At 63.3% G+C, this 26185-nt stretch carries 24 protein-coding genes; 7 read left to right on the top strand and 17 right to left on the bottom strand.

What is annotated here, in order from left to right:
- Positions 1-9: 9 nt before the first annotated feature.
- The 7 genes from ugpE to BI344_RS14715 form a co-directional block, all read right to left on the bottom strand.
- Positions 10-849 carry a sn-glycerol-3-phosphate ABC transporter permease UgpE gene (gene ugpE, locus BI344_RS14745; protein ID WP_071113647.1) on the bottom strand — a complete coding sequence of 280 codons (840 nt, stop codon included), beginning with the start codon at positions 847-849 and terminating at the stop codon, positions 10-12.
- Positions 849-1730, bottom strand: a complete 882-nt coding sequence (gene ugpA, locus BI344_RS14740) for a sn-glycerol-3-phosphate ABC transporter permease UgpA (protein WP_071113646.1) — start codon at positions 1728-1730, stop codon at positions 849-851. Before ugpA ends, ugpE begins: the two co-directional genes overlap by 1 nt.
- Before the next feature lie 59 nt (positions 1731-1789).
- On the bottom strand, positions 1790-3118 hold the full coding sequence (gene ugpB / locus BI344_RS14735; protein ID WP_083338711.1) for a sn-glycerol-3-phosphate ABC transporter substrate-binding protein UgpB: 1329 nt from the start codon (positions 3116-3118) through the stop codon (positions 1790-1792).
- A 191-nt stretch (positions 3119-3309) separates the two neighbouring features.
- Positions 3310-4320: a cytochrome d ubiquinol oxidase subunit II gene (locus BI344_RS14730; protein ID WP_071113645.1), complete on the bottom strand. Its 1011-nt coding sequence runs from the start codon at positions 4318-4320 to the stop codon at positions 3310-3312.
- The gene (locus BI344_RS14725) at positions 4317-5663 is read right to left on the bottom strand and encodes a cytochrome ubiquinol oxidase subunit I (protein ID WP_071113644.1); all 1347 of its coding nucleotides are present in this window, start codon (positions 5661-5663) and stop codon (positions 4317-4319) included. The genes BI344_RS14730 and BI344_RS14725 overlap by 4 nt, the downstream gene beginning before the upstream one ends.
- Positions 5660-6235, bottom strand: a complete 576-nt coding sequence (locus BI344_RS14720; protein WP_071113643.1) for a GbsR/MarR family transcriptional regulator — start codon at positions 6233-6235, stop codon at positions 5660-5662. The genes BI344_RS14725 and BI344_RS14720 overlap by 4 nt, the downstream gene beginning before the upstream one ends.
- A 179-nt stretch (positions 6236-6414) precedes the next feature.
- Entirely contained in the window at positions 6415-7680 is a 1266-nt protein-coding gene (locus BI344_RS14715) for a glycerate kinase type-2 family protein (protein ID WP_071113642.1), read from the bottom strand.
- A gap of 157 nt (positions 7681-7837) precedes the next feature.
- Between BI344_RS14715 and mutS the strand changes: the two genes are divergently transcribed.
- Positions 7838-10378 (top strand): DNA mismatch repair protein MutS, encoded by a 2541-nt coding sequence (mutS, locus tag BI344_RS14710; protein WP_071113641.1) that lies wholly within the window; start codon positions 7838-7840, stop codon positions 10376-10378.
- A 64-nt stretch (positions 10379-10442) separates the two neighbouring features.
- Complete coding sequence (locus BI344_RS14705; RefSeq protein WP_071113754.1) at positions 10443-10868, top strand: hypothetical protein; 426 nt, start codon at positions 10443-10445, stop codon at positions 10866-10868.
- 78 nt (positions 10869-10946) lie between these two features.
- Here the strand turns inward: BI344_RS14705 and aceK are convergent, their stop codons facing one another.
- Entirely contained in the window at positions 10947-12716 is a 1770-nt protein-coding gene (aceK, locus tag BI344_RS14700) for a bifunctional isocitrate dehydrogenase kinase/phosphatase (RefSeq protein WP_071113640.1), read from the bottom strand.
- 402 nt (positions 12717-13118) lie between these two features.
- Complete coding sequence (locus tag BI344_RS14695; protein ID WP_071113639.1) at positions 13119-13796, bottom strand: pseudouridine synthase; 678 nt, start codon at positions 13794-13796, stop codon at positions 13119-13121.
- Positions 13797-14291: 495 nt separating this feature from the next.
- On the opposite strand from BI344_RS14695, the gene BI344_RS14690 reads away from it, so the two are divergent.
- Positions 14292-16517 carry an NADP-dependent isocitrate dehydrogenase gene (locus tag BI344_RS14690; protein WP_071113638.1) on the top strand — a complete coding sequence of 742 codons (2226 nt, stop codon included), beginning with the start codon at positions 14292-14294 and terminating at the stop codon, positions 16515-16517.
- A gap of 160 nt (positions 16518-16677) precedes the next feature.
- Entirely contained in the window at positions 16678-17907 is a 1230-nt protein-coding gene (icd, locus tag BI344_RS14685) for an NADP-dependent isocitrate dehydrogenase (RefSeq protein WP_071113637.1), read from the top strand.
- Positions 17908-17957: 50 nt separating this feature from the next.
- On the opposite strand, the gene BI344_RS14680 is transcribed toward icd, so the two are convergent.
- Positions 17958-18845: a LysR family transcriptional regulator gene (locus BI344_RS14680; RefSeq protein WP_071113636.1), complete on the bottom strand. Its 888-nt coding sequence runs from the start codon at positions 18843-18845 to the stop codon at positions 17958-17960.
- 251 nt (positions 18846-19096) lie between these two features.
- Between BI344_RS14680 and BI344_RS14675 the strand changes: the two genes are divergently transcribed.
- Positions 19097-19612, top strand: coding sequence for a GNAT family N-acetyltransferase (locus tag BI344_RS14675; RefSeq protein ID WP_241499365.1), 516 nt, complete (start codon positions 19097-19099; stop codon positions 19610-19612).
- Between the two features lie 89 nt (positions 19613-19701).
- Here the strand turns inward: BI344_RS14675 and BI344_RS14670 are convergent, their stop codons facing one another.
- Complete coding sequence (locus BI344_RS14670) at positions 19702-19905, bottom strand: cold-shock protein (protein ID WP_071113634.1); 204 nt, start codon at positions 19903-19905, stop codon at positions 19702-19704.
- Positions 19906-20119: 214 nt separating this feature from the next.
- On the opposite strand from BI344_RS14670, the gene clpS reads away from it, so the two are divergent.
- Together clpS and clpA are read left to right on the top strand one after the other, a co-directional pair.
- Positions 20120-20440, top strand: coding sequence for an ATP-dependent Clp protease adapter ClpS (gene clpS / locus BI344_RS14665; protein WP_479415224.1), 321 nt, complete (start codon positions 20120-20122; stop codon positions 20438-20440).
- Positions 20440-22716 carry an ATP-dependent Clp protease ATP-binding subunit ClpA gene (clpA, locus tag BI344_RS14660; protein ID WP_071113632.1) on the top strand — a complete coding sequence of 759 codons (2277 nt, stop codon included), beginning with the start codon at positions 20440-20442 and terminating at the stop codon, positions 22714-22716. Before clpS ends, clpA begins: the two co-directional genes overlap by 1 nt.
- A 61-nt stretch (positions 22717-22777) precedes the next feature.
- Here clpA and xerD read toward each other — a convergent pair whose 3' ends face one another.
- From xerD to rpsP, 6 genes are all read right to left on the bottom strand, one after another.
- Positions 22778-23665, bottom strand: coding sequence for a site-specific tyrosine recombinase XerD (gene xerD / locus BI344_RS14655; RefSeq protein WP_071113631.1), 888 nt, complete (start codon positions 23663-23665; stop codon positions 22778-22780).
- Positions 23652-24116 carry a methylated-DNA--[protein]-cysteine S-methyltransferase gene (locus tag BI344_RS14650; RefSeq protein ID WP_071113630.1) on the bottom strand — a complete coding sequence of 155 codons (465 nt, stop codon included), beginning with the start codon at positions 24114-24116 and terminating at the stop codon, positions 23652-23654. The genes xerD and BI344_RS14650 overlap by 14 nt, the downstream gene beginning before the upstream one ends.
- 72 nt (positions 24117-24188) lie before the next feature.
- Complete coding sequence (rplS, locus tag BI344_RS14645; protein ID WP_071113629.1) at positions 24189-24557, bottom strand: 50S ribosomal protein L19; 369 nt, start codon at positions 24555-24557, stop codon at positions 24189-24191.
- Between the two features lie 3 nt (positions 24558-24560).
- A complete protein-coding gene (gene trmD, locus BI344_RS14640; protein ID WP_071113628.1) occupies positions 24561-25328 on the bottom strand; it encodes a tRNA (guanosine(37)-N1)-methyltransferase TrmD in 768 nt (255 codons plus the stop codon).
- Positions 25328-25834, bottom strand: a complete 507-nt coding sequence (gene rimM / locus BI344_RS14635; RefSeq protein WP_071113627.1) for a ribosome maturation factor RimM — start codon at positions 25832-25834, stop codon at positions 25328-25330. Before rimM ends, trmD begins: the two co-directional genes overlap by 1 nt.
- A gap of 36 nt (positions 25835-25870) precedes the next feature.
- Positions 25871-26119, bottom strand: a complete 249-nt coding sequence (gene rpsP, locus BI344_RS14630; RefSeq protein WP_071113626.1) for a 30S ribosomal protein S16 — start codon at positions 26117-26119, stop codon at positions 25871-25873.
- Positions 26120-26185: the final 66 nt, after the last annotated feature.

Genomic DNA, 26185 nt, shown 5'->3' with positions numbered 1-26185 from the left:
CAGCCCCTCTCATTTTTCGTTGTCCACCAGGCCCTTGACGAACCAGCGCTGCATGCCTATCACCACCGCCAGCGGCGGCAGCAGCGTCAACAGGGACGCCGCCATCACCAGATGCCACTGGGTGGCGCCCTCGCCCAGCATGCCCTTGATCGCGATCACCGCGGTGGACATCGCCGGGTCGTGGGTGACCAACAGCGGCCACAGGTACTGATTCCAGCCGTAGATGAAGGTGATCACGAACAGCGCCGCGATATTGGTGCGCGACAAGGGCAGCACGATGTCGATCAGGAAGCGGATCGGTCCAGCGCCGTCCACCCGCGCCGCCTCCACCAGCTCCTTGGGCAGCGTCATGAAAAATTGCCGCAGCAGGAAGGTGGCGGTGGCGGAAGCGATCAGGGGCAGCGTCAGGCCGGTGTAGCTGTTGATCAGCCCCATCTTGGTCACCACCTCCACCGTCGGGAAGATGCGCACTTCCACCGGCAGCATCAGCGTGGCGAAGATCAGCGCGAAGCCGACGCTGCGCAGCGGGAAGCGGAAATAGACGATGGCGTAGGCCGACAGCAGCGAGATGGAGATCTTGCCCGCCGCGATCAACAGCGCCATCAACAGGCTGTTCCACAGCGTGCGCGCCAGCGGCACCGCCAGCCCGCCGCTGCCGGACCACAGCACGGTGTTCAGGTTTTCCCACAGCCGGCTGCCCGGCAGCAGCGACAGCGGCACCTGCGTCACCTGATCGGCGCTCTGGGTGGCGGCGATCAGCATCAGATATAAAGGAAAGGCCACCACCAGCGCGCCGGCGATCAGCATGGCGTGGCAGAACAGATCCAGCCCCTTGCGGTTTTCTACCATCAGTACTGCACCTTTCTTTCCACATAACGGAACTGCACCAGCGTCAGCGCGCCGACGATGAGCATCAGCACCACCGACTGCGCGGCGGAGCTGCCCAGGTCCAGGCCCTTGAAGCCTTCCAGATACACCTTGAGGATCATGGTCTCGGTGGACTTGCCCGGGCCGCCGCCGGTTGCCGCGTCTATCACCGCGAACGTGTCGAAGAAGGCGTACACCAGATTGACCACCAGCAGGAAGAAGCTGGTGGGCGACAACAGCGGAAACACCAAGTCGCGGAAACGCCGGACCGGGCCGGCGCCGTCTATCGCCGCCGCCTCGATCAGCGACGCAGGAATCGCCTGCAGGCCGGCGTAGAAGAACAGGAAGTTGTAGCTGATCTGCTTCCAGGCCGAGGCCAGCACCACCAGCAGCAGGGCCTGGCCGCCGTTGAGCGCGTGGTTCCACTCGTAGCCGACTCCGCGCAGCAGATAGCTGATCCAGCCCAGGCTGGGATTGAACAGGAACAGCCACAGCACCGCCACCACCGAAGGCGCGATGGCGTAAGGCGCGATCAGGATGGTCTGGTAGGCGCGGCGGCCGCGCGTGATCTGGTTGGCCATCACCGCCAGCAGCAGCGCGCTGCCCATGCCGATGATGGTGACCAGCGCGCTGAACAGCAGCGTGGTTTCAAAAGTGCCCAGATACAGCGGATCGCGGAACAGCTGGCTGAAATTGGCCAGGCCGACAAACTCGCTGGACAGGCCGAACGGGTCCTGCTGCTGCGCCGACTGCCACAAGGCCTCCAGCGCCGGCCACAGGAAGAACACGACGGTGATGGCCAGCTGCGGGGCCATCAGCGCCAGCCCCAGCCAGCGCTGGGGAAAATGGGTGCGGTTTTGCATCTGCGAGGCTCGTCAGGAACAACGGGCGGCCTGCGCGGCGCGCCCGTTCTGGATCGGAATCAGTTGGCCGTCTTCTCGAAGCGGCGCAGCAGGTCGTTGCCGCGCAGCACCGCGTTGTCCAGCGCCGTCTTGGCGGTTTTCTTGCCGGTCCACACGTCTTCCAGCTCCTCGTCCATCACGGTGCGGATCTGCGGCATATAGCCCAGGCGCAGGCCGCGGGTATAGGACTTGGGCGGCTTGTTCAACATCTGGCGAGTGGCGATGTCGGCGCCCGGGTTCTTGTCGTAGAAGCCCTGCTTGCGGGATAGGTCGTAAGCCGAGGTCACCACCGGCAGATAGCCGGTGTCCTGGTGCCACTTGGCCATCACCGCCGGGCTGGTCAGCATCGTGAAGAACCTGGCCACGCCCTTGTATTCCGCCGGGCTCTTGCCTGCCATCACCCACAGGCTGGCGCCGCCGATCAGCGCGTTCTGCGGCGCGCCCTTCACCGCCGGGTCGTAGGGCATCATGCCCATGCCGAAGGCGAACTTGGCGTTCTGGCGGATATTGGCCAGCGAGCCGGAGCTGCCGGTCATGATGCCGCACTCGCCGCTGTAGAACTTCAGCGTGGCCTCATCCTTGCGGCCGGCGTAGCTGAAAGTGCCGTCTTTGGCCATCCTGGCCAGGAATTCGATGTGCTTGACCTGGATGGGGTTGTTGAATTCCAGCGTCGCCTTGCTGCCGCCAAAGCCATTGTCCAGGCTGGCGAACGGCAGGCTGTGCCAGGCGCTGAAGCTTTCCAGCTGCACCCATCCCTGCCAGCCGGTGCTGTAGCCGCAACGCATGCCGGAAGCCTTGAGCTTGGCGGCGGCGGCGGCCAGCTCCGGCCAGGTCTTGGGCGGCGCGTCAGGCAGGCCGGCTTTCTTGAACGCGTCCTTGTTGTAGTACAGCACCGGCGTGGAGCTGTTGAACGGCAAGGACAACAGACGGCCGGTCCTGGCGTCGGCGTAATAGCTGGCCACCGCCGGAATGAAGGCCTTCTCGTCCAGCTTCTCGCCGGCGTCGGCCATCACCTGGTATACCGGCTTGACCGCCTTTTTCGCCTGAATCATGGTGGCGGTACCCACCTCGAACACCTGGACGATGGCTGGCGCGTTGCCGCTGCGGTAGGCGGCGATGGCGGCGGCCAGCGACTCGTCGTACTGGCCCTTGTACACCGTCACCACCTTGTAATCTTTCTGCGAAGCGTTGAACTGGGCGGCGATGGCGTTGACGCGGTCGCCCAACGCGCCGTCCATCGAATGCCAGAACTGGATTTCGGTGAGGGCATGGGCCGGCAGCGCCAGCGTCAGCAACAGGGGGGCCAGGGCTTGGGCGCGGCGGGCGGAACGGCTCAGGGCAACGCTCATCGGTTTCTCCGTTTTATCGTGGGTGCGGCAGGGCATCAAGCGGCGGATTGTGGCCGCATGAAATGACGAGAACGTTACATTAATATGTCAATATATTTACGGCAAGCGTCTTTATGCACGAATCATCATGGCTGCCATGAAAAAATGGCACGCCATCAGGCGCGCCATTTTCCGGCAAACGGATTGTCAGACTATTGATAGCTAAGCTTGTCGGCCTTGCCCCAGAACACCCGGTAGGCGAAGGCGGTGTAGCCGATGATGCATGGCAGCACCACCACAGCGCCCCACAGGATTATCCACAAGGCCTCCGGATCGGCCGCCGCCTGCCAGATGGTCATCTTGCCCAGCACCACTTCCGGGAACACACTGTAAGTCAGCCCCCAGAACGACAGCAGCACGATGCCGACGCTGGCGGCGAACGGCAGCCAGCAGAAGCTGTCGTTGCCGGCGGCCTGGCGCCGCGCCAGCCTGGGCAGACTGATCACCAGCAGCGCGAACAGGGCCAGCGAGCCCAGCGGCAGCGGCAGCAGCAGCAGGAACTGCGGCAGCGCGAACCACTTGGCGGCGATGGCTGGATTGGCCAGCGGCGTCACCACCGAGACCGCCAGCACGGCCAGCCCGGCCCCATACAGCGCGTACTCGGCCCAGACGATGGCCTTGGCCTGCAATTGGCCATGGGCCTTCATCACCAGCCAGCAGGCGCCCAGCAGCGCATAGGCCAGCGCCAGGCCGACGCCTACCACCAGCGCGAACACCCAGGAGGTGGAGCTGTCGGCAAAGCCGGTGAGATAGCGGCCCAGCATCACGCCCTGCGCCAGCGCCGCCAGCAGCGAGCCGCCGGCGAAGGCCGCGTTCCACCACGGCTTGTGCGGGTCTTGCGCCTTGACGCGGAAGTCGAAGGCCACGCCGCGCAGAATCAGCCCCACCAGCATCGCCAGCACCGGCAGATAAAGCGCGCCGAACACCACGCCGTGGGCGATGGGAAAGGCCACCAGCAACAGGCCGGCGCCCAGCACCAGCCAGGTTTCGTTGGCGTCCCAGAACGGGCCGATCGACGCGATCATCAAGTCTTTCTCTTCGTCCTTCGCCAGCGGCAGCAGAATGCCGACTCCCAGGTCGAAACCGTCCAGCACCACGTACACCAGCATGGACAGCGCCATCAGTCCGGCGAAGATCGCCGGCAGGTAGTATGCCTCGCTCATGCCAGTTTCTCCTTCAGTTGGGTTTCGCCCGCCGCGTCATGCTCGCCGGCCTTGCGCGCCAGGTGGAACAATACCGAGATATAGGCCAAGAGCAGCAGCGCGTACAGCGCGAGATAGGTGCCCAGCGAGGTGAACAGCATCGGCGCGGTGGCCTTGCCGGCCGCCTGGGCGGTGGTCAGCACCCCGGTCACCAGCCAGGGCTGGCGGCCGATCTCGGTGACGAACCAGCCGGCCAGCGTGGCGATCCAGCCGGCGAAGGTCATGCCTACCAGCAGCCACGCCAGCGGCTTGGCCAATTCGCCGCGCCTCTTCAGCTGCCAGGCCGCCAGCCACGAAGCCAGCAACATCAGCATGCCCATGCCCACCATCACGCGGAAGCTCCAGAACACCTTGGCCACCGGCGGATGCTGCTCGAACTCGTTCAAGCCCTTGATCTCGCCGCCCCACTTGTGGGTGAGGATCAGGCTGCCTAGCTCCGGCACGGCGACGGCGTAGTCGTTGCTGCGGGTTTCGCCGTTGGGCAGCGCGAACAGCAACAGCGGCACGTTCTTCTCGGTATGCCAGATGCCCTCTATCGCCGCCAGCTTGGCAGGCTGGTGCTTGAGGGTGTTCAGGCCGTGCATGTCGCCGACGAACATCTGCAGCGGAATCAGCAGCGCCGCCAGGAACACCCCGCTTTTGAGCGCCAGCATCACGCCGCGGCCGCACTCGCCCCTCAGGTAGCGGTAGGCCGACAGCCCGGCGATCAAAAACGCCACGGTCAGCCCGGACGCGATCAGCATGTGGGTGAGGCGGTAAGGCATGGACGGGTTGAATATCACCTGCAGCCAGTCCACCACGTGGGCGCGGCCGTCGCGCATCACGAAGCCGGCGGGCGTCTGCATCCAGGAATTGAGGGCGATGATCCAGAATGCCGACAGCGTGTTGCCGCCCGCCACCAACAGCGTGGCCAGCGTGTGCACCTTCTCCGGCACCCGCGAGCGGCCGAACAGCATGATGCCGAGGAAGCCGGCCTCCAGGAAGAAGGCGGTCAGGATTTCATAGGCCAGCAAGGGGCCGGCGATATTGCCCACCGTCTGCATATAGCCGGGCCAATTGGTGCCGAACTGGAAGCTCATGGTGACGCCGGACACCACCCCCAGCGCGAACGACAGCGCGAAGATCTTCACCCAGAAGGCGTAGGCGTCCATCCAGCCCTGCTCGCCGGTCTGACGGAAGCGCACCTTGAAGAACAGCAACACCCAGGCCATCGCGATATTGATGGTGGGAAACAGGATGTGAAAACTGATATTGGTGGCGAACTGGATGCGCGCCAGCGTGACGGGGTCGATTTCGGTCATCATTCCATGTGCTCCCGGTCGTGATCACGGCTGCCCAGCCTGGACAGCGATTGGGTGAACTGCAGCACCTTCTGCACCTGCGAGCCCAACTTCATCAGCCGCTGCAGCGTTTCCACGTCCATGTGCTGGATGTCGGAGAACCAGGTTGTGACCAGTTCGATCAGCTGGTACATCTCCTTCATCCTGGCCTGCGCGTGCTGCTCCGCCTCGCTGGCCGGGCTTTCCATGATGGCGCCGCGCAGCATGGTCAGCGTCGGCTCCACCTCGCGCTTCTTGCGCTCCTCGGCCAGGGTCTTGAAGATCAGCCACACGTCTTCCGGGGTGGAGAAGTATTCGCGCCGGTCGCCGGGGAAGTGCTGCAGCCTGACCAGGCGCCACGACTGCAACTCCTTCAGCCCCATGCTGACGTTGGAGCGGGAACAGCCTATCGCCTCGCCGATCTCGTCGGCGTTCAGCGGTTTTTCCGATACGTACAGCAAGGCGTAGATCTGGCCGACGGTGCGGTTGATGCCCCAGCGGCTGCCCATCTCGCCGAAGTGCAGCACGAAGGCCTGCACCAGAGGTGGTGTATTCATGATTTTCTCAATTTTCAGTAATTTCTGAAACTTTGATATGAATCATAATAGCTGAAGATTGTCCGGGTCAATACGAACAAAGTCTGATCTGTGCGCTTGACGGATACCCATTTGACATTGCCATGCCAAGGCAAGTGGCCATCTCTGCGCATGGCCGCCGGCAATGAGGAGAGGAAACGCTACAACACCAGGATGGCGCGGAAATCGTTGACGTTGGTATGGGTAGGACCGGTGACCAGCAAATCGTCCAAGGCGGCGAAAAAGCCGTAGCCGTCGTTGTCGGCCAAGCGCGCGCGGGCATCCACGCCCAGCGCGGCGGCGCGCGCCAGCGTGTCCGGAGCAAGCAGCGCGCCGGCATTGTCCTCGCTGCCGTCTATGCCGTCGGTGTCGGCCGCCAAGGCGTAGACGCCGGGCAGGCCGTCCAGCGCCAGCGCGAGCGCCAGCAGAAACTCGCTGTTGCGCCCGCCCCTGCCCTGGCCTTTCAGCGTCACCGTGGTTTCGCCGCCGGACAGGATCAGCGCCGGCCGCGCCGCCAGCCCGCCGTGGCGGACCATCTGGCGGACGATGCCGGCGTGGACTTTCGCCGCCTCGCACGCCTCGCCCTCTATGCTGTCGCCCAGCAACAGCACATTGAGGCCGGCCTGGCGCGCCCGGGCGGCGGCTGCCTCCAGCGCCTGCTGCGGCGTGGCGATCAGCCGGTATTCGGCGCGCGCCAGCCGCGCGTCGCCGGGTTTCGGCGTTTCGTCCGGCTCCGCCTCCAGCAGCGCCCGCGCCGCCGGCGGCAGCGCCAGGCCATACCTGGCGGCCACGCCGCGGGCGTCGGCGTAAGTGCTCGGATCGGCCGCCGTCGGCCCCGACGCGATCACCGCCGCGTCGTCGCCCACCACATCCGATATCGCCAGTGTCACCAGCCGCGCCGGCGCGCAAGCCAGCGCCAGCCGCCCGCCCTTGATGCGCGACAAGTGCTTGCGCACCGTGTTGATTTCGTCGATGCTCGCGCCGCAGGCCAACAGCTGGCGGCTAATCTCCTGCTTGTCGGCCAGCGTCAGGCCCTCTGCCGGCAGCGTGAGCAGCGCCGAGCCGCCGCCGGACAGCAAGCAGATCACCAGATCGTCCGCGCTCAGCCCCCGCACCGCCGCCAGAATTTGCCGCGCGGCGTCGCAGCCGGCCTCGTCCGGCACCGGATGGGAGCCCTCCAGCACCCGGATCCGCTCTGTCGGCAGCGCATGGCCGTAACGCGTCGCCACCACGCCGGACAGCTCTCCCGGCCAGGCGCGCTCCAGCGCCTGCGCCATCGCCGCGGCGGCCTTGCCCGCCCCCACCGCCACGGTGCGCCCGCGAGGCGGCGAAGGCAGATGCGCGATCAGGCATTCCGACCTGGCGCTGGCGACGGCGGCATCGAACAATTGGCGCAACAGCGCCTCCGGCTGGGACAAGACAGTCATGGCGGCTCCCGCGGCGACAATGTTCCCATTCTGCCGCAGAGCGCCGCGGCTGACACCCCTGCTCTCACGCGTTAAAATGGCGGCGATTCCAACGCCCCGGTTCTGCGGGGCGTTAGCCGTTTATTGACTCACCATTCCAAGCAGAGCCCGACCGCCCATGAGCACGCCCCAGCACACCCCGATGATGCAGCAGTATCTAGCCCTGAAACGCGACCACGCCGACAAGCTGCTGTTCTACCGCATGGGCGACTTTTACGAGCTGTTCTACGAGGATGCGGAAAAGGCGTCGCGGCTGTTGGACATCACCCTCACCGCGCGCGGCGCCAGCGCCGGCACGCCGATCAAGATGGCCGGCATCCCCTACCACGCCGCCGAGGGCTATCTGGCGCGGCTGGTGAAGATGGGCGAATCGGTGGCCATCGCCGAACAGATCGGCGACCCGGCGCTGGCCAAGGGCCCGGTGGAGCGCAAGGTGGTGCGCATCGTCACCCCTGGCACGCTGACCGACGCCGCGCTGCTGGACGACAAGCGCGACAACCTGGTGCTGGCGGTGAACATGGTCAAGGGCGTGCTGGGCCTGGCCTGGCTGTCGCTGGCCAGCGGCGAGTTCAAGGTCATGCAGGCCGACGCCGAAGAGCTGGCCAGCGAGCTGGAACGACTGAAGCCGGCCGAGCTGGTGATCCCGGACGACACCGGCCTGGCGGCGTTCGAACAGATTTCCATCCCCCGGAAGAAGCTGCCGCCGTGGCAATTCGACATCGAATCGTCCAAGCTGGCGCTGACCCGCCACTTCGGCACCCGCGACCTGGCCGGCTTCGGCGCCGACACCCTGCCGGTGGCGGTGGGAGCGGCAGGCGCCTTGCTGGAATACGTGAAGTCCACCCAGGGAGTCAATCCGGCCCACATCTCGGCGCTGTCGGTGGAAGACGCCGGCGAGCTGATCCGCATGGACGCCGCCACCCGCCGCAATCTGGAGCTGACCGAAACCATACGCGGCGAGGCTTCGCCCACCCTGGCCTCCCTGCTCGACCACTGCGCCACCAGCATGGGCAGCCGCCTGTTGGGCCACTGGCTGCACCACCCGATGCGCAACCATGCCAAGCTGGCCCGCCGCCACGGCGCGGTGCGCGCGCTGCTGGCGCGCCATCAGGACATCCACGCCGAACTCTCCGAAGTGTCCGACATCGAGCGCATCACCGCCCGCGTGGCGCTGCGCTCCGCCCGCCCGCGCGACCTGTCGGCGCTGCGCGACTCGCTCACGGCGCTGTCCGGCGTCAAGGCGCTGGCCGCCGGCCTGGACGCCAAGCTATTGCAGGAGCTGGCCTCGGTATTGCCGGAGCGGTCGCCGGTGGTGGAGCTGTTGCAAACCGCCATCCTGCCCGAGCCGTCCACCTTCCTGCGCGACGGCGGCGTGATCAATCACGGCTTTCACGCCGAACTGGACGAGCTGCGCGCCATCCAGACCGACTGCGGAGATTTCCTGCTGAAGCTGGAGGCGCGCGAAAAAGAGCGCACCGGCATCAGCACGCTGAAGGTGGAATTCAACCGCGTGCACGGCTTCTACATCGAAGTGTCCAAGGCGCAGTCGGACAAGGTGCCTGACGACTACCGCCGCCGCCAGACGCTGAAGAACGCCGAACGCTACATCACGCCGGAGTTGAAGGAATTCGAGGACAAGGCGCTGACCGCGCAGGACCGCTCGCTGGCGCTGGAGAAGCAGCTGTACGAGGCGCTGCTGGACCAGTTGGCGCCGCACATCGCCGAGCTGAAGCTGATCGCCCAGGCGGTGGCGGCGCTGGACGTGCTGTCGGCCTTCGCCCAGCGCGCCGGCATCGGCAATTATGTCGAGCCCGAGTTCGTCGCCGAACCCAGGCTGGAAATCGTCGCCGGCCGCCACCCGGTGGTGGAGGCCGAGGTGGAGCGCTTCATCGCCAACGACACCCGGCTGTCAGACGAGCGCAAGCTGCTACTGATCACCGGCCCGAACATGGGCGGTAAATCCACCTATATGCGGCAGAACGCGCTGATCACGCTGTTGGCGCATGTCGGCAGCTTCGTGCCGGCCGACTCCGCCGTCATCGGCCCGATAGACCGCATCTTCACCCGCATCGGCGCGTCGGACGACCTGGCCGGCGGCCGTTCCACCTTCATGGTGGAAATGACCGAAACCGCCAACATCCTCAACAACGCCAGCGAGCATTCGCTGGTGCTGATGGACGAGGTGGGCCGCGGGACTTCGACTTTCGATGGCTTGGCGTTGGCCTGGGCCATCGCCCGCGCATTGATTGAAAAGAACCGCGCCTATACTTTATTCGCCACTCACTATTTCGAGCTGACCACGCTGGAGGGCGAATATCCGGCGGTGGCCAACGTCCACCTGTCGGCGGTGGAACACAAGGACCGCATCGTATTCCTGCACCATGTGGAAGACGGCCCGGCCAGCCAGAGCTACGGCCTGGCCGTGGCGCAGCTAGCCGGGGTGCCGGGCAAGGTGATACGCGACGCGCGCCGCCACCTGGCCGACCTGGAAAACCAGTCGGCGGCGCGGGTGCAGCCGGATCTGTTCGCCGCGCCGGCGCCGGCTTCCGAACCCGAGCCGCATCCGGCGCTGGACAGACTGATGGAACTAAACCCGGACAATCTCAGTCCACGCCAAGCAATGGAAATATTGTACGAATTGAAGAAACTGACCGATTGAACAGCTAACAGGCTGGGCGTTATCTATTATTACTAAATAGTAGTATTGATAAAGGAGCAATATGATGTCGTTTGAAACCGCCTCCGCCGTATCCAGTCTGAGCCAGCTATTGGGCCAGATCGAGGACGACGGAACCATCGCCCTCTCCGATATTCGGGAAAAGGCCAACCAGGAACTCTCCTACTTCGCCAATCTGGCGCAGCAGGAGTTGCACCAGTTCGACATCAGCATGCCGCCGGCGATCAGTCTGGTCAGCAATGATCAATGTCGGCTGGAATTGGAGAATCAGCATCCGCATCAAGCCGAAATCCATAACTGGCTGGACGGCAACCTGATCCTGGCCCGCAAGTTCAAGGAAATCGAAGTGCTGTTCGAGCTGGTCCGCGCCACGGAAAGCGCCGGCGAGTTGTTCTCGGAAAACTCGAACTTCCACATCGGCCTGACCAGCGCCGGTCCCATCGCCTATTTCGAGGACCATCACTCCCATTAGCGGTATCTTCCGTGAGTCAGACTATAGCGTGCCTCCGAGCGCGCAACACCAAACGGGGAAGCCAGTCTTCCCCGTTTTTCATGGCCGCGCGCCAAAGCGCTGCGGGTAGCGGTTGATGAAGCGCATCTCCTCCGGATAGGGATAGAAATCCTCCAGATGGCCATCGCGGATGCGCTGCTGGCGCCGCTGCCAAAACTCGGCGCGCAACAGGTCGCCGTGGTGTTGCAGGAACACCCGCCGCACCTCCGGGTCGCCCAGCAGGAAGGTGCCGAACTCCTCCGGAAACACGTCATTCCTGGCGACCGGATACCACGGCTCGCCCGACATCTCCGCCTCCGGATTGGGCGCCGGCGGCATCACGCGGAAGTTGCAGTCGGTCATGTATTCGATCTCGTCGTAGTCGTAGAAGATCACCCGGCCGTAGCGCGTCACGCCGAAATTCTTGAACAGCATGTCGCCGGGAAAGATGTTGGCTGCCGCCAGCTCCTTGATCGCCAAGCCATAGTCGCGTACCACCCGCGCCTTTTCATCCGCGTCGCAGCTCATCAGATAGAGATTGAGCGGCTTCATCCGCCGCTCGATGTATAGGTGGCGGATCACGATGCGGCCATTGTTCTCCTCGATCTGCGACGGCGCGTGCTGGCGCAGCTCCTGCAGCAGTTCGTCGGCGAAGCGCGCCCTGGGAAAGGCGACGTTGGAAAACTCCAGCGTATCTGCCAGCCGCCCAACCCGGTCGTGGCGCTTCACCAGCTGGTACTTGCGCATCACCGTGGCATGATCCACCTCCTTGGGACTGCCAAACACGTCCTTGATCAGCTTGAACACATAGGGATAGGACGGCAGCGTGAACACCAGCATCACCAGGCCGCGGGTGCCGGGCGCGGCGACGAACTGGTCGTTGGAGTGCTGCAGGTGCTGGATGAAGTCGCGGTAGAAGGTGTTCTTGCCCTGCTTCTGCAGGCCCAGCATGGTATAGAGCTCGGCCTTGGTCTTGGTCGGCAGCATGCTGCGCAGAAACTGCACGTAGCCGGACGGCACCTCCATGTCCACCAGGAAGTAGGCGCGGCTGAAGGAAAACAGCACGCCTATCCGCCACGGCTCCAGCAGCACGGTGTCCAGCCTCAGGCCGCCGTCGGCGTCGTGCAGCACAGGCAGCGCGAACGGATAGACGGCGCCGCCGTTGATCACCTTGCCGAACACATAGGCGCCCTTGTTGCGGTAGAACGGCGAGGACAACACCTGGATCTGGAAATTGGCCTCTCTCTTCGGCCACTGCCCCTGCAAAAACTCGGCGGCGCAGCGCAGCGCCAGCGCGATGTCGCGTCTGAGGTTGGCGAATGGCCGCCGCCAGCCGAAATCCCTGAAGATGCGCAGCAAGGAGCCTGCCAGGCCATGGCGGCTGGGATAATAGCTGCGGTAGGACGGCGGGTCGGACTCGATGTACTCGGTGGAGATGGCCGGGCGGATGAAGATGAAGTCGTTGTTGAAGTAGTCACGGTGCAGGATGCGGGTAAACACCGAGTTGAAAAAGGTTTCGGCCAGCTCCGGCTGCTTGTGGTTGGCCAGCAGGCCGACGAAGTACAGCTTGGCCTGCTGCCACAGCTCGTCGTCCAGCAGTTCGGCGTGGAATTCGCCGTGCAGCCGCGCCACCGTTTCCGCCACCCGCTCGTCGTAGAACTGGATGCGGCCTTGCACCGCCCTCTGCACGCCCTGCCAGTCGGCCGCCTCGAACAATGCCTTGGCGCCGCGGTTGCATTCGCGGAACAACCGGTAGTGCTTGTCGAAGCCGTCCACCAGCGCCTGGGCGATGTCGCGCGCCACCGGGTTGTAGTACTCGGGTATCTGCATGCGCTTGCCTTTCGGAAACCACAAAACGCATCTACGGACTCAAAGCCTGTTTAACACCCTTCTGTATGGCCTTTGAGGCTTCGACTGCGACTGAGACTGCGAGCACAAGAAAAACCACGTATTCGACGCGCCCACCTCCCTTCAAACCTGCCGCCGGGTGGCAGACTCGAGGTTTTAAGCGGCTGCCTGTTTGAGCGATTTGACGTTAGCAAATCGCGAGTTCAGCCGCGCCTCGAGTCTGACGGGACCTGGCGGGTAGCCGCAGGCCAGGTTTGCAGGACGGCCTTGAGGGTGAAGGGCGATTTGGCCAGACAAATCTCCCTTCCCGTTTACCGGGCGGAACCGGCACCCAAACCATCATCCGCGCAGTGGATTCAAAGCGCATAAAGATCATCAGCGGATTTAAGGTTTCTTGCCTCGCGCGAAGCGGAATGCCGGCGTTTTCACGCCCTTGGCCGACTGCGGCGCCTGGCGTTGCTGCGGCCTGTCGCCAGGCTTGCCGCCCCGGCCGGCATGCTGCACCCGCGGCAAATCCTCCAGATTCACCTCCAGGCTGCGCATCTCTCCCGGCAGCAGTCCATCCAGCCGCCATGGCCCGATCGCCACCCGCACCAGGCGCAGCGTGGGCAAGCCCACTTTGGCTGTCATGCGCCGCACCTGGCGGTTTTTGCCTTCGCTGATGACGATTTCCAGCCAGCAGTCCGGCACGGTCTTGCGAAAACGCACCGGCGGCTTGCGCTCCCATAGCTCGGGCGCGTCGATGCGCCGCGCTTGGGCCGGCTGGGTGGTGAAATCGCCCAGATCCACCCCTGCGCGCAATTGCGCCAGCTGCTCGTCGCTGGCCTGCCCCTCCACCTGTACCCAATAGGTCTTGGGCAGCTTCCAGCGCGGATCGCTGATGCGGTGCTGCAGCGGGCCTTCGCCGGTCAGCAGCAGCAAGCCCTCGCTGTCGGTATCCAAGCGGCCGGCCGGATACACGCCGGACAGCGGGACGCAGGACTTCAGCGTAGGATGCAGCGGGTGTTCGGAAAACTGGCAGATCACGCCGTACGGCTTGTTGAGCAAGATAAGCTGGGACATGTGGTGGGCAAAGGCAATGGACAATTAAGCGGATGATAGCAAGGACAGGCCGAGCTCGTCGTGGCGATATCGCCGTACATGCATGCCGCATGCGGATCAAGCGCGGTTTGGCTGCCGGACTGCGCGCCATCCGCGCTTCTCGCCCGGGGGCGATGCGGAAATCGCCGCCGCAAAGCCTCCGCCCCGCCTTTACCTCGCGTCGAACGCGGTGGCCGATATGCCGTATAATTCGCTTCCGAACCGACGCCGGCCACTTATAAAGCATATAAAGTTCAGTTGCGCTGCGAACCAAGCGGATGAGGAGAGGTATAATTCGCATTTGAAAAGCAGCCCGGGAGTCGCCCGGCATCATTCCAGCGGAGGCGAAGCCGCGCCCGCCGGAACCTGAGCCCGTCTTTCCAAGGTCTTTCAATGCGCCTGCAGCGGATGCCGCCATCGACCGCAGCCGCCCCGCGCAACCGTTCTGTCGTCACAAGATAACATGGAGATAGAGTAATGCCTTCGGAACAGCCAAGCATCATTTACACCCTTACCGACGAAGCCCCGGCACTGGCGACCAGCGCCTTCCTGCCTGTGGTCCGGACCTTTGCGGGCGCCGCCGGCATCCATATCGCCACGGCGGACATCTCGGTGGCTTCGCGCGTCCTGGCCGAGTTTCCCGAGTATCTGACCGACGCGCAGAAAGTGCCGAACACGCTGGCCGAGCTGGGCAAGCTGACGCAGAATCCGGACACCAACATCATCAAGCTGCCCAATATCAGCGCCTCCGTGGCCCAGTTGATCGCCTGCATCAAGGAACTGCAAGCCAAGGGCTATGCGATTCCCGACTTCCCGGAAAACCCGACCAACGACGCCGACAAGTCCATCAAGGACCGCTACTCCAAATGCCTGGGCTCGGCGGTCAACCCGGTGCTGCGCGAAGGCAACTCCGACCGCCGCGCGCCGCTGGCGGTGAAAAACTACGCCAAGAAGCACCCGCACTCGATGGGCGAATGGAAGCAGTGGTCGCAGACCCACGTCTCCCATATGCACCATGGCGACTTCTACCACGGCGAGAAGTCCATCACGCTGGACAAGGCGCGCGACGTGAAGATGGAGCTGGTGACCAAGAGCGGCCAGACCATCGTGCTTAAACCGAAAGTCGCGCTGCAGGTCGGCGAAATCATCGACTCGATGTTCATGAGCAAGAAGGCGCTGTGCGACTTCTACGAGCGCGAGATGGAAGACTGCCGCGAAGCCGGCATCCTGTTCTCCCTGCACGTGAAGGCCACCATGATGAAGGTGTCCCACCCCATCGTGTTCGGCCATTGCGTCAAGATCTACTACAAGGACGCGTTCGAGAAGCACGGCAAGCTGTTTGACGAGCTGGGCATCAACGTCAACAACGGCATCGCCACGCTGTACGAAAAAATCGAAACCCTGCCGGCGTCCAAGCGCGAAGAAATCATCCGCGACCTGCACGCCTGCCAGGAGCACCGTCCGCGCCTGGCGATGGTGGATTCGGCCAAGGGCATCACCAACTTCCACTCGCCCAACGACATCATCGTCGACGCCTCGATGCCGGCGATGATCCGCGCCGGCGGCAAGATGTGGGGCGCCGACGGCAAGCCGTACGACGCCAAGGCGGTGATGCCGGAATCGACCTTCGCCCGCATTTACCAGGAGATGATCAACTTCTGCAAATGGCATGGCAACTTCGATCCGAAAACCATGGGCACCGTGCCCAACGTCGGCCTGATGGCGCAGAAAGCCGAGGAATACGGCTCGCACGACAAGACCTTTGAAATCCAGGAAGACGGCGTCGCCAACATCGTCGACCTCGCCACCGGCGAAGTGCTGCTGAGCCAGAACGTCGAACAGGGCGACATCTGGCGCATGTGCCAGGTGAAGGACGCGCCGATCCGCGACTGGGTCAAGCTGGCCGTCACCCGCGCCCGCAACTCCGGCATGCCGGCGGTGTTCTGGCTGGACCCGTACCGCCCGCACGAGAACGAGCTGATCAAGAAGGTGCAAACCTACCTGAAGGAGCACGACACCAGCGGCCTGGACATCCACATCATGTCGCAGGTGCGCGCGATGCGCTTCACGCTGGAGCGCGTGGCCCGCGGCCTGGACACCATCTCGGTCACCGGCAACATCCTGCGCGACTACCTGACCGACCTGTTCCCCATCATGGAACTGGGCACCTCCGCCAAGATGCTGTCCATCGTTCCCCTGATGGCCGGCGGCGGCATGTACGAAACCGGCGCCGGCGGCTCGGCGCCCAAGCACGTGCAGCAGTTGCTGGAGGAAAACCATCTGCGCTGGGACTCCCTGGGCGAATTCCTGGCGCTGGCGGTGTCGCTGGAGGACCTGGGCATCAAGACCGGCAACAGCAAGGCCAAGATCCTGGCCAAGACGCTGGACGCCGCCACCGGCAAGCTGCTGGACAACAACCAGTCGCCTTCGCGCCGCACCGGTGAGCTGGATAACCGCGGTAGCCAGTTCTACCTGTCGATGTACTGGGCGCAGGCGCTGGCCGAACAGTCCGAGGACAAGGAGCTGCAGGCCCGCTTCGCCGCCATCGCCAAGAACCTGGCCAGCAACGAACAGCAGATCCTGGCCGAGCTGAAGGCGGTGCAAGGCAAGCCGGTGGACATCGGCGGCTACTACCTGCCCGACGCCAAGAAGTGCGAAACCGTGATGCGCCCGAGCGCCACCTTCAACGCCGCGCTCGTTTAAGCCGAGCGGTAGTCGGAAGCAGGCTTCTTCCGTCAAGCCAAAGCGCCAGGGCCCCGCCCTGGCGCTTTTTTTGCACCCGGGATTTTCATGGTGGTTTGATGGATAATCGGACGGCAAGCGGCGGCCAATGACATCGCACACGCTAACCAGGAGAGCAAATATGGGCACATCTCATATCAAGGTTCCGGCAGACGGCAAGAAGATCATTCCCGGGCAAGCCATTCCCGACCATCCCATCATCCCCTTCATCGAGGGCGACGGCATAGGCGTGGACATCACCCCGGTGATGGTCAAGGTGGTGGACGCGGCGGTGGCCAAAGCCTACGGCGGCGCAAAGAAAATCCACTGGATGGAGGTCTACGCCGGCGAGAAATCCACCCGGTTGTATGGTCCGGACGAATGGCTGCCGAAGGAAACCTTCGACGCGCTGAAAGAATTCTCGATATCGATCAAGGGCCCGATGACCACGCCGGTGGGCGGCGGCATCCGCTCGCTGAACGTGGCGCTGCGCCAGGAGCTGGACCTGTACCAGTGCGTGCGCCCGGTGCGCTACTTCAAGGGCGTGCCCTCGCCGCTGAAGCAGCCCGAGCTGTGCGACATGGTGATCTTCCGCGAGAACACCGAGGACATCTACGCCGGCATCGAATGGCAGGCAGGCTCGGACAAGGTCAAAAGAGTCATCCAGTTCCTGCAGGACGAGATGGGCGTGAAGAAGATCCGCTTCCCCGACAGCTCCGGCATCGGCATCAAGCCGATCTCGGTGGAAGGCAGCGAACGGCTGGTGCGCGCCGCCATCAACTACGCCATCGACAACCGGCGCCAATCGGTGACCATTGTCCACAAGGGCAATATCATGAAGTTCACCGAAGGCAACTTCCGCGACGCCGCCTACGCGCTGGCCAAACGCGAATTCGGCGGCGTGGAGATCGACGGCGGCCCGTGGCTGAAGCTGCCGAACGGCATCGTGATCAAGGACGCCATCGCCGACGCCTTCCTGCAGCAGATCCTGCTGCGTCCGGCCGAATACGACGTGATCGCCACCACTAATCTGAACGGCGACTACATCTCCGACGCGCTGGCGGCGCAAGTGGGCGGCATCGGCATCGCGCCGGGCGCCAATATCTCCGACCAGTACGCCTGCTTCGAAGCCACCCACGGCACCGCGCCCAAATACGCCGGCCAGGACAAGGTGAACCCGGGTTCACTGATCCTGTCGGCCGAAATGATGCTGCGCCATCTGGGCTGGAAGGAAGCCGCCGATCTGGTGATCAAGGCGATGGAAGCGGCCATCGCCGACAAGGTGGTCACCTACGACTTCGCCCGCCAGATGGACGGCGCCACCGAAGTCTCCTGCTCTGCCTTCGGCGCTGCGATGATAGAACGCATGTAATCGCCCGGTCCCACAACCGGCAGGCCCGCCTGGCTCGGGCCTTTCCCGTTTCAGCTCCAGCTTTGGGCCAGCTTCCTGGCGGCGTCCAGCACCCGCTGCTTGGCCGGCTCCCGCCGCTTGCCCTCGCGCCAGGCCATCATCAGCCGCCAGCCGCCCAGTTCGATGCCGGCCAGCGACAGCCGCTTGAGCATCCCAAGCTCCAACTCATCGCGCACCGCCAGCTCCGGCATGAAGGAGACAAAACCGTGATGCAGCGCCAGGTCCCTCGCCGCTGCAGCAGGCTGCACCCTGTGGATGGGCCTGGCCTCGGCGCGCAGCGGGCGCAGAAGGCGCAGCAATTCGTCACACTCCGCGCCCCAATACTGCGGCGCCAGCGGATGGCGCGCGACCTCGCCCAGCGTCACTTGGGCCTTATCCGCCAGCGGATGTCCCGCCGCGCAGACCGCCGCAATCGGCGAATCGCACAGCCACTCCATCCGCAGGCCCGCCACCGCCGGCCGCTCCAGCACAAAGCCGATATCCCGCTCGCCGGTCAGCAGCCGCTGCATGATCTGCGGCGAATGATCGGTATCGCAATGGATTTCCAGCGGCGCATCCGCCAATCCTTGCAGCAAGGGTCCGAACAGCACGCCCGCCAGCGATGCCAGGCAAGCCAGCCTGACGGTTGGCAGTGCTTCCATCCCCTGTAGGCACTCGCGTCCATGCGCGAGCATCTCCAACGCCGCTCTGGCCGCCGGCAAATAAGACAGGCAAGCGGCAGTCGGCTCAGCGCCGCGGCGATGGCGCTGAAACAGCGTCACTCCCAGCAGCCTCTCCAGCGCCCCGATGCGCTGGCTGACCTGCGGCTGCGACCAGCCGCGCCGGGCGGCGGCCTGGCTGAAACTGCCCAGCGACGCCGCCTCCAGCAGCAGCTCCAGATCCTCCAACGCGATAGACATAATAAAAATCCATAGCAAATATCATAAATTGCCCAGTTTCATGATATCAGGCTACTTCGCAATAATGACAAAAACCAAGAGACGCACCATGCCGCCGATGCCCGCCACCCGCCGCTATTTGCTGCCGCGGGAGCCAGCACGGCCAGCACGGCCGGCCTGCTGCCGCGCCATCGATCAACGGGCAAGCTGACCTTCCGCTTGCTAGCAGACTAAAAGAGAACGAATCCATGTCCGCCATACTCACCGCGCGATTGCTGCTGCGCGCGCCCACCGCCGACGATGCCGCGTCGCTGTTTGAAATTTACGGCGACCCGCAAACCAACCTCTACAACCCGAACGGCCCTTACCCGAGCCTGGAGTTCGCGCGACAGCGGCTGGATAGCTGGATGGACGACTGGCAACGGGATGGTTTTGGACAATGGGCGCTGGCTTTGCGCGATGCGCCATCGACGGTGATAGGCTTTGGCGGACTGGCCTTCACCGACTATGGCGGAGAGATGCGCCTGAACCTGGGCTATCGCTTTGCGCCGTCGGCCTGGGGAAAAGGGCTGGCCAGTGAAATGGGGCATGCGGCGCGGGACCTGGCCTTCAGGAATCTGAAGGCCGCCGCGATCTACGCCAGAGTCAGACCGGCCAACCTGCCTTCCATACGCGTGCTCGACCGCCTGGGATTTAATTACTTGGAATTATTGTCCGACATTCCCGGCAGGCCGCCCTCGCTGGTCTATACTCTGAAACAGGAAGCATGCAACGCTAAACCAGCGTAAGCGCTGAAGCAAAATGAAAAGCCCGCTGTAAGCGGGCTTCGAAATATGCCAGACAGTCCACCGCACGGCGGGACTGACCCAAAACGTATTTACACGTTCTGAATGTTTGACGCCTGTTTACCCTTGGGGCCGGACACCACTTCAAAGCTTACGCGCTGACCCTCTTTCAGAGTCTTGAAGCCTTGCATGTTGATGGCCGAGAAATGAGCGAACAAATCCTCGCCACCTTCATCCGGAGTAATAAAGCCGAAGCCTTTTGCGTCATTGAACCACTTCACGGTACCAAATGCCATTTAACTTCCTTGCGAAAAAAGGCTGGTGAAGCCGACCAACTTAGAGCTTAATAGACTTTGACAATTACATTGAAATGCAAAATGCCAAACAGTTAAGCCAAGCACCAGCTGCATTTCTACGCAACCCGGACGGTATCGTCAAGTGATTGCCAGATTGCAGCCCCCCTTGAAAAAAAGTCAGAGGGAACCAAAATTGAAGTAAGGCACCGTTTCCATGAAAGTCTACATGTCCACCTCGGTCAAAGGCGATGCCCAGCTTGAGGCGTCACGGGTTAGGGAAAACCCGCCCCCGATGTATAAGGTGTTGTTATTGAACGATGATTTTACCCCGATGGACTTCGTGGTGCAGGTTCTCCAGCAGTTCTTTCACTTGAACCGCGAGAAAGCCACACACATCATGCTGCAAGTCCACACGCAAGGTCACGGCGTGTGTGGCGTTTATACCAAAGACGTGGCTGCAACGAAGGTCGAGCAGGTGTTGCAATATGCGAAAGCGCACCAGCATCCGCTCCAGTGCGTAATGGAGGAAAACTGATGATTGCCCAGGAGCTTGAAGTAAGCCTGCACATGGCGTTCATGGACGCACGGCGCAAGCGCCACGAGTTCATCAGCGTGGAGCATCTGCTGCTCGCGATGACCGACAATCCGTCGGCCGCAGAAGTCTTGCGAGCTTGCGGCGCCAATATCGACCAACTGAAGAAGCAACTGTCCGACTTCATCGACGAGCATACCCCCACCGTGCCCGGCGAAACCGAGGTCGAGACTCAACCAACGCTGGGATTCCAACGGGTGATCCAGCGTGCCATCCTGCATGTGCAGTCGTCCGGCAAGAAGGAAGTGTCCGGCGCCAACATCCTGGTCGCCATCTTCGGCGAAAAGGATTCGCACGCCGTCTACTACCTGCATCAGCAAGGGATTTCGCGGCTGGACGTAGTCAACTTCATCTCTCACGGCATCACCAAGCAGCGGTCGCAGCAGCCGCCGCAGGAGCCGCGCGACAGCAACAACGACGCAGAGAATGAAGAACAGAGCGCCGGCCCTGGCGGCGCGCTGGAAAACTACACCCAGAACCTCAACCAGATGGCCCGTGACGGCAAGATAGATCCTTTGATCGGCCGCGAGCACGAGCTTGAGCGCACGGTGCAGATCCTGTGTCGTCGCCGCAAGAACAACCCACTGCTGGTAGGCGAAGCCGGCGTCGGCAAGACCGCCATCGCCGAAGGTCTGGCACGGCGCATCGTCGGCGGAGAAGTGCCGGAAATCCTGGCCAAATCCACCGTCTACGCGCTGGACATGGGCGCCTTGCTGGCCGGCACCAAGTACCGCGGCGACTTCGAGCAGCGGCTGAAGGCGGTGATCAAACAGCTGACTGACGACAGCAATGCCATCCTGTTCATCGACGAGATCCACACCCTGATCGGCGCCGGAGCCGCTTCCGGCGGCACGCTGGATGCGTCCAACCTGCTGAAGCCGGCGCTGTCCAACGGCAGCCTTCGCTGCATAGGCGCAACGACGTACAACGAGTACCGCGGCATCTTCGAAAAAGACAACGCGCTGTCGCGCCGCTTCCAGAAGATAGACGTCTCCGAGCCCACCGTGCAGCAGACGGTGGAAATCCTCAAGGGACTGAAATCGCGCTTCGAGGCCCACCACGGCGTCAAGTACACGCAGTCGGCGCTGTCCACCGCGGCCGAGCTGGCAGCGCGCTACATCAACGACCGCCACCTGCCGGACAAGGCCATCGACGTGATCGACGAGGCCGGCGCGGCGCAGAAGATACTGCCCAAGTCACGGCAGAAGAAGGTGATCAACAAGTCAGAGATCGAAGAGATCGTCGCTAAGATCGCCCGCATTCCGCCCAAAACCGTCTCCTCGGACGACAAGAACGTGCTCAAGAACCTGGAGCGCGATCTGAAGAACGTGGTGTTCGGCCAGGAAAAGGCGATCGAAGGGCTGGCCAGCGCCATCAAGATGACGCGTTCCGGCCTGGGCAATCCGCAGAAACCTATCGGCTCCTTCCTGTTCTCCGGCCCCACCGGGGTCGGCAAGACCGAGCTGGCGCGGCAACTGGCCTACATCCTCGGCGTCGAGCTGATCCGCTTCGACATGTCCGAGTACATGGAGCGCCATGCGGTGTCGCGGCTGATCGGCGCGCCTCCGGGCTATGTCGGCTTTGAACAGGGCGGCCAGTTGACCGAGGCCATCAACAAGCATCCGTACGCGGTGGTGCTGCTGGACGAGATCGAAAAGGCGCATCCAGACATCTACAACGTGCTGCTGCAGGTGATGGACCACGGCACCCTGACCGACAACAACGGCCGCAAGGCAGACTTCCGCAACGTGGTGCTGATCATGACCACCAACGCGGGCGCCGAATCGTTGTCCAAGCCTGCGCTGGGCTTCACCCAGACCAAGGCCGCCGGCGACGAGATGGGCGACATCAAGCGCCTGTTCAGTCCGGAATTCCGCAACCGGCTGGATGCCATCATCCCGTTCAGCGTGCTGGACGAGCAGATCATCCTGCAGGTGGTGGACAAGTTCCTGATGCAGCTGGAACAGCAATTGTCGGAGAAGCACGTGGACATCCACTTCACCGACGATCTGCGCCGCTTCCTGGCGAAGAACGGCTTCGACCCGCTGATGGGCGCGCGGCCGATGGCACGGCTGATCCAGGACACGCTGCGCAAGGCGCTGGCCGACGAGTTGTTGTTCGGCAAGCTGGTGGCCGGCGGCGAAGTCACCATCACCGTGGTGGACGACAAGGTGGAGCTGCAGTTCGACCAGCCCGCGCTGGCCGCCGAACCCGCCTGAACCCGCGTCGGTTCAAACCGATGGCAGAACGCCCGCGCAAGCGGGCGTTTTTCATTGCCGCCTAGCCGCGCGGATGATGGCGCGCGTGCAGCTGCTTCAGCCTCTCGCGCGCGACATGGGTGTAGATTTGGGTAGTGGAGATGTCGGCATGGCCCAGCAGCAGCTGCACCACCCGCAGGTCGGCGCCATGGTTGACCAAGTGGGTGGCGAAAGCATGGCGCAGCACGTGCGGGCTGACCGCTGGCAAGCCCTGCCGCCTGGCGTATTGCGAGATCAGGTACCAGGCCATCTGCCGCGTCATGCCGGCCTTGCGCTGGGTGACGAACACCGCGTCGCACGGCAATCCCGCCAACAGCAGCGGCCGCGCCTCTCGCATATAGCGCAGCAGCCATTCCTGGGCGATTTCGCCCAGCGGCACCAGCCGCTCCTTGTTGCCCTTGCCCACTGTTTTCACCACGCCGTCCAGCAGATTGAGCTGGGTCAGCGTCAGCCCCACCAGCTCGGACACCCGCAGACCGCTGGCGTACAGCACCTCCAGCATCGCCCGGTCGCGCAGGCCCAGCGGCGTGTCCACCTCCGGCGCCAGCAACAGCGCCTCCACCGCCTGCTCGGACAGCGATTTGGGCAAGCGCAGCCCCTGTTTGGGCGTGGCCAGCCTGGCGCTGGGATCATCCTGCCGCTGCCCGCTTTGCAACAGGTGCTGGTAGTAGCGGCGCAGCGCCGACACCAGCCGCGCCCGCGTCGCCGGCTTTTCGCTGTCCACGCCGGCCAGCAGCGCCTGTTGCAGCTGATCGGCATCCGCCCGCTGCAGCGAGCAGTCCAGCGCCTGCAAACGGCCCGACAACTTCGCCAGATCGCGCCGGTAAGCCGCCAGCGTGTTCTGCGACAGGCCGTCGCTCAGCCACAGCTGATCCAGGAAGGCGTCGATGCTGTCCTTATCGGTATTCATGCTGCAGCAGCCATTTCTTGATATCCAGGGTTGCATCGCCGGTGGACTGGCTGAAACCGCCCAGTCCCGAGCTCGCCACCACCCGGTGGCAGGGCACGATGATGGGGATCGGATTGCGGCCGCAAGCGCCGCCCACCGCACGTGGCGACGAGTCCAACGCTCGGGACAGGTCCAGATAGCGGCGGGTCTGACCGCAGGGTATCGCCGCGATCTCGCGCCACACCCTGAGCTGGTATGCGGTGCCGCGCAAACGCCAGGGCAGATCGAAGACGTGGCCGGCATCGGCGTAATAGGCGTTCAACTGGCGCGCCACCTCCGCCTCCAGGCTGCCGGCCATCGGCGATTGCAGCGGTTGATCGGCTGGCAAGAAGCACAGCTCCAGCAATTCTCCATCGATGCACAGGACCCCCAGCCGCCCAAACGGCGCTGTCACCACCGCGCTGTAAACCATGCGCTGCTCCCCAATAAAAAAAGCGCAAGGCCATGCCTTGCGCTTTGATCATAGCGGCTGTCGCCGACAGGATTAACCCTGCTTGCGAGCCGGCAGTTTTTCCTTGATACGTGCGGACTTGCCGGTACGACCACGCAGGTAGTACAGCTTGGCGCGACGTACGTCGCCGCGGCGCTTCACTTCAACGGAAGCCACCAGCGGGGAGTAAGTTTGGAAGGTACGCTCAACACCTTCACCGGCGGACATCTTGCGCACGGTGAAAGCGCTGTTCAGACCGCGGTTACGCTTGGCGATGACCACGCCTTCGTAAGCCTGCAGACGCTCGCGGGTGCCTTCCTTTACCTTGACCTGAACCACTACGGTATCGCCAGGAGCGAATTCCGGCAGGGTTTTGCCCAGGCGGGCGATTTCTTCTTGCTCGAGTTTCTGGATCAGATCCATTTTTTACTCCGGTTTTTTGCGGATATCTTGTTCCTGCTGGTACTCCGCCAGCAGCCGAGATTCCTGTTTTGTCAAAATGCGGTCTTGCAGTAGCTCGGGCCGGCGTTTCCACGTTCTGCCCAGCGACTGTTTGAGCCGCCATTTGGCGATCAAGGCATGATTACCGGACAACAGCACGTCCGGCACCCGCATGCCGCGATACTCTTCGGGTCGGGTGTAATGCGGGCAGTCCAAAAGACCGTCCACAAATGAGTCTTCATAGGCCGACTGCGCGTCGTTGAGCACGCCGGGCAGCAAACGCACCACCGCGTCCATCAATACCATAGCCGGCAGTTCGCCGCCAGAGAGCACGTAGTCGCCGATGGATATCTCCTCGTCGACCACGGTTTCTATCAGGCGCTCGTCCACGCCTTCGTAGCGTCCGCACAGCAGGATCAGGCCCGGCCGCTGCGACAGCTCCGCCGCCTTGGCGTGCGTGAGCCGCGCGCCTTGCGGCGACAGGTAGATCACATGGCTGCGCCCGACGCCGGCCGCCTGCTGGCGGCCGCGGGCAGACGCGATGGCCTGCTCCAGCGGTTCGATCTGCATCACCATGCCCGGGCCGCCGCCATAGGGCCGGTCATCCACCCGACGATAGTTGTCGTGGGTGAAATCACGCGGATTCCAGGCCTTGAAGCCCCAGATGGCCAGGTCAAGCGCCCGCTGGCTGACGCCAAAGCGGGCGATGGAGTCGAACATCTCGGGGAACAGCGTAACCGCGTCGATCTGCATCAGTAATCCAGACCCCAGTCCACCAGGATGCGGCCTTCGGCCGGTAGCACTTCCAACACATACTGGTCGACGAAGGGAATCAGCCTTTGGCCGTGTTCGCCCTTCACCACCAATACGTCGTTGGCGCCGGTTTCCATCAGGCCGTCCACCGTGCCCAGCGTTTCGCCCTGCTGGTTGACGACCGCCAGACCGATCAGATCGCTCCAGTAGTATTCGCCATCGCCAGCCTCTGGCAGTTCGCTGCGCGGCACGGCGATCTGCATGCCGCACAGGGCTTCCGCCCCGTCGCGGTCGTCGATGCCTTCCAGCTTGGCGGCGAGCGCCTTGGGCTGGACGGTGCCATTCTCAAATGTATACGGCTTCCAGCTGCCGTCCTTGCCCAGCCACCAGACCGGGTAGTCAAACAGGCCGTCAGCGTGTTCGGTATCGGCGTGGATTTTCACCCAGCCCTTGATACCGAAGGCGCCGCGCACAAAGCCCATCGGTACGAGATCTTCGTTGCGCATGCGCCCTTAGTCCGTTAAATCTGGATCAACGAACGATCAGGCAGCAACCTTCTGCTCTTTGAGCAGCTTGGCTACGGAGTCGGACAGTTGAGCGCCGACGCCTACCCAGTAGTTCAGGCGATCCATGGTGAAGCGAACGCGCTCTTGCTTTTCGTTGGCTACCGGATTGTAGAAGCCAACGCGCTCGATGAAGCGACCGTCACGACGGTTACGGGAATCGGTCACCACGATGTTGTAGAACGGACGGTTCTTGGCGCCGCCGCGTGCCAGACGAATCACTACCATTGTCGATTGTCCTTGAAAAAAACTGTGTATAGAAAAGCCCACGATTTTAGGGCAGATTTCCCTTAT

The organism is Chromobacterium sphagni, assembly GCF_001855555.1.
Classification (GTDB): Bacteria; Pseudomonadota; Gammaproteobacteria; order Burkholderiales; family Chromobacteriaceae; genus Chromobacterium; species Chromobacterium sphagni.
Note: the sequence above shows the minus strand (reverse complement) of the source record. Positions and strands in the feature narration are given on the sequence as shown.

Excerpts from the sequence above, each read along its gene's own strand:
- ugpE (WP_071113647.1), bottom strand. The coding sequence starts at position 849 with ATGGTAGAAAACCGCAAGGGGCTGGATCTGTTCTGCCACGCCATGCTG.
- ugpA (WP_071113646.1), bottom strand. The coding sequence starts at position 1,730 with ATGCAAAACCGCACCCATTTTCCCCAGCGCTGGCTGGGGCTGGCGCTG.
- ugpB (WP_083338711.1), bottom strand. The coding sequence starts at position 3,118 with ATGAGCGTTGCCCTGAGCCGTTCCGCCCGCCGCGCCCAAGCCCTGGCC.
- BI344_RS14730 (WP_071113645.1), bottom strand. The coding sequence starts at position 4,320 with ATGAGCGAGGCATACTACCTGCCGGCGATCTTCGCCGGACTGATGGCG.
- BI344_RS14725 (WP_071113644.1), bottom strand. The coding sequence starts at position 5,663 with ATGATGACCGAAATCGACCCCGTCACGCTGGCGCGCATCCAGTTCGCC.
- BI344_RS14720 (WP_071113643.1), bottom strand. The coding sequence starts at position 6,235 with ATGAATACACCACCTCTGGTGCAGGCCTTCGTGCTGCACTTCGGCGAG.
- BI344_RS14715 (WP_071113642.1), bottom strand. The coding sequence starts at position 7,680 with ATGACTGTCTTGTCCCAGCCGGAGGCGCTGTTGCGCCAATTGTTCGAT.
- mutS (WP_071113641.1), top strand. The coding sequence starts at position 7,838 with ATGAGCACGCCCCAGCACACCCCGATGATGCAGCAGTATCTAGCCCTG.
- BI344_RS14705 (WP_071113754.1), top strand. The coding sequence starts at position 10,443 with ATGTCGTTTGAAACCGCCTCCGCCGTATCCAGTCTGAGCCAGCTATTG.
- aceK (WP_071113640.1), bottom strand. The coding sequence starts at position 12,716 with ATGCAGATACCCGAGTACTACAACCCGGTGGCGCGCGACATCGCCCAG.
- BI344_RS14695 (WP_071113639.1), bottom strand. The coding sequence starts at position 13,796 with ATGTCCCAGCTTATCTTGCTCAACAAGCCGTACGGCGTGATCTGCCAG.
- BI344_RS14690 (WP_071113638.1), top strand. The coding sequence starts at position 14,292 with ATGCCTTCGGAACAGCCAAGCATCATTTACACCCTTACCGACGAAGCC.
- icd (WP_071113637.1), top strand. The coding sequence starts at position 16,678 with ATGGGCACATCTCATATCAAGGTTCCGGCAGACGGCAAGAAGATCATT.
- BI344_RS14680 (WP_071113636.1), bottom strand. The coding sequence starts at position 18,845 with ATGTCTATCGCGTTGGAGGATCTGGAGCTGCTGCTGGAGGCGGCGTCG.
- BI344_RS14670 (WP_071113634.1), bottom strand. The coding sequence starts at position 19,905 with ATGGCATTTGGTACCGTGAAGTGGTTCAATGACGCAAAAGGCTTCGGC.
- clpS (WP_479415224.1), top strand. The coding sequence starts at position 20,120 with ATGAAAGTCTACATGTCCACCTCGGTCAAAGGCGATGCCCAGCTTGAG.
- clpA (WP_071113632.1), top strand. The coding sequence starts at position 20,440 with ATGATTGCCCAGGAGCTTGAAGTAAGCCTGCACATGGCGTTCATGGAC.
- xerD (WP_071113631.1), bottom strand. The coding sequence starts at position 23,665 with ATGAATACCGATAAGGACAGCATCGACGCCTTCCTGGATCAGCTGTGG.
- BI344_RS14650 (WP_071113630.1), bottom strand. The coding sequence starts at position 24,116 with ATGGTTTACAGCGCGGTGGTGACAGCGCCGTTTGGGCGGCTGGGGGTC.
- rplS (WP_071113629.1), bottom strand. The coding sequence starts at position 24,557 with ATGGATCTGATCCAGAAACTCGAGCAAGAAGAAATCGCCCGCCTGGGC.
- trmD (WP_071113628.1), bottom strand. The coding sequence starts at position 25,328 with ATGCAGATCGACGCGGTTACGCTGTTCCCCGAGATGTTCGACTCCATC.
- rimM (WP_071113627.1), bottom strand. The coding sequence starts at position 25,834 with ATGCGCAACGAAGATCTCGTACCGATGGGCTTTGTGCGCGGCGCCTTC.
- rpsP (WP_071113626.1), bottom strand. The coding sequence starts at position 26,119 with ATGGTAGTGATTCGTCTGGCACGCGGCGGCGCCAAGAACCGTCCGTTC.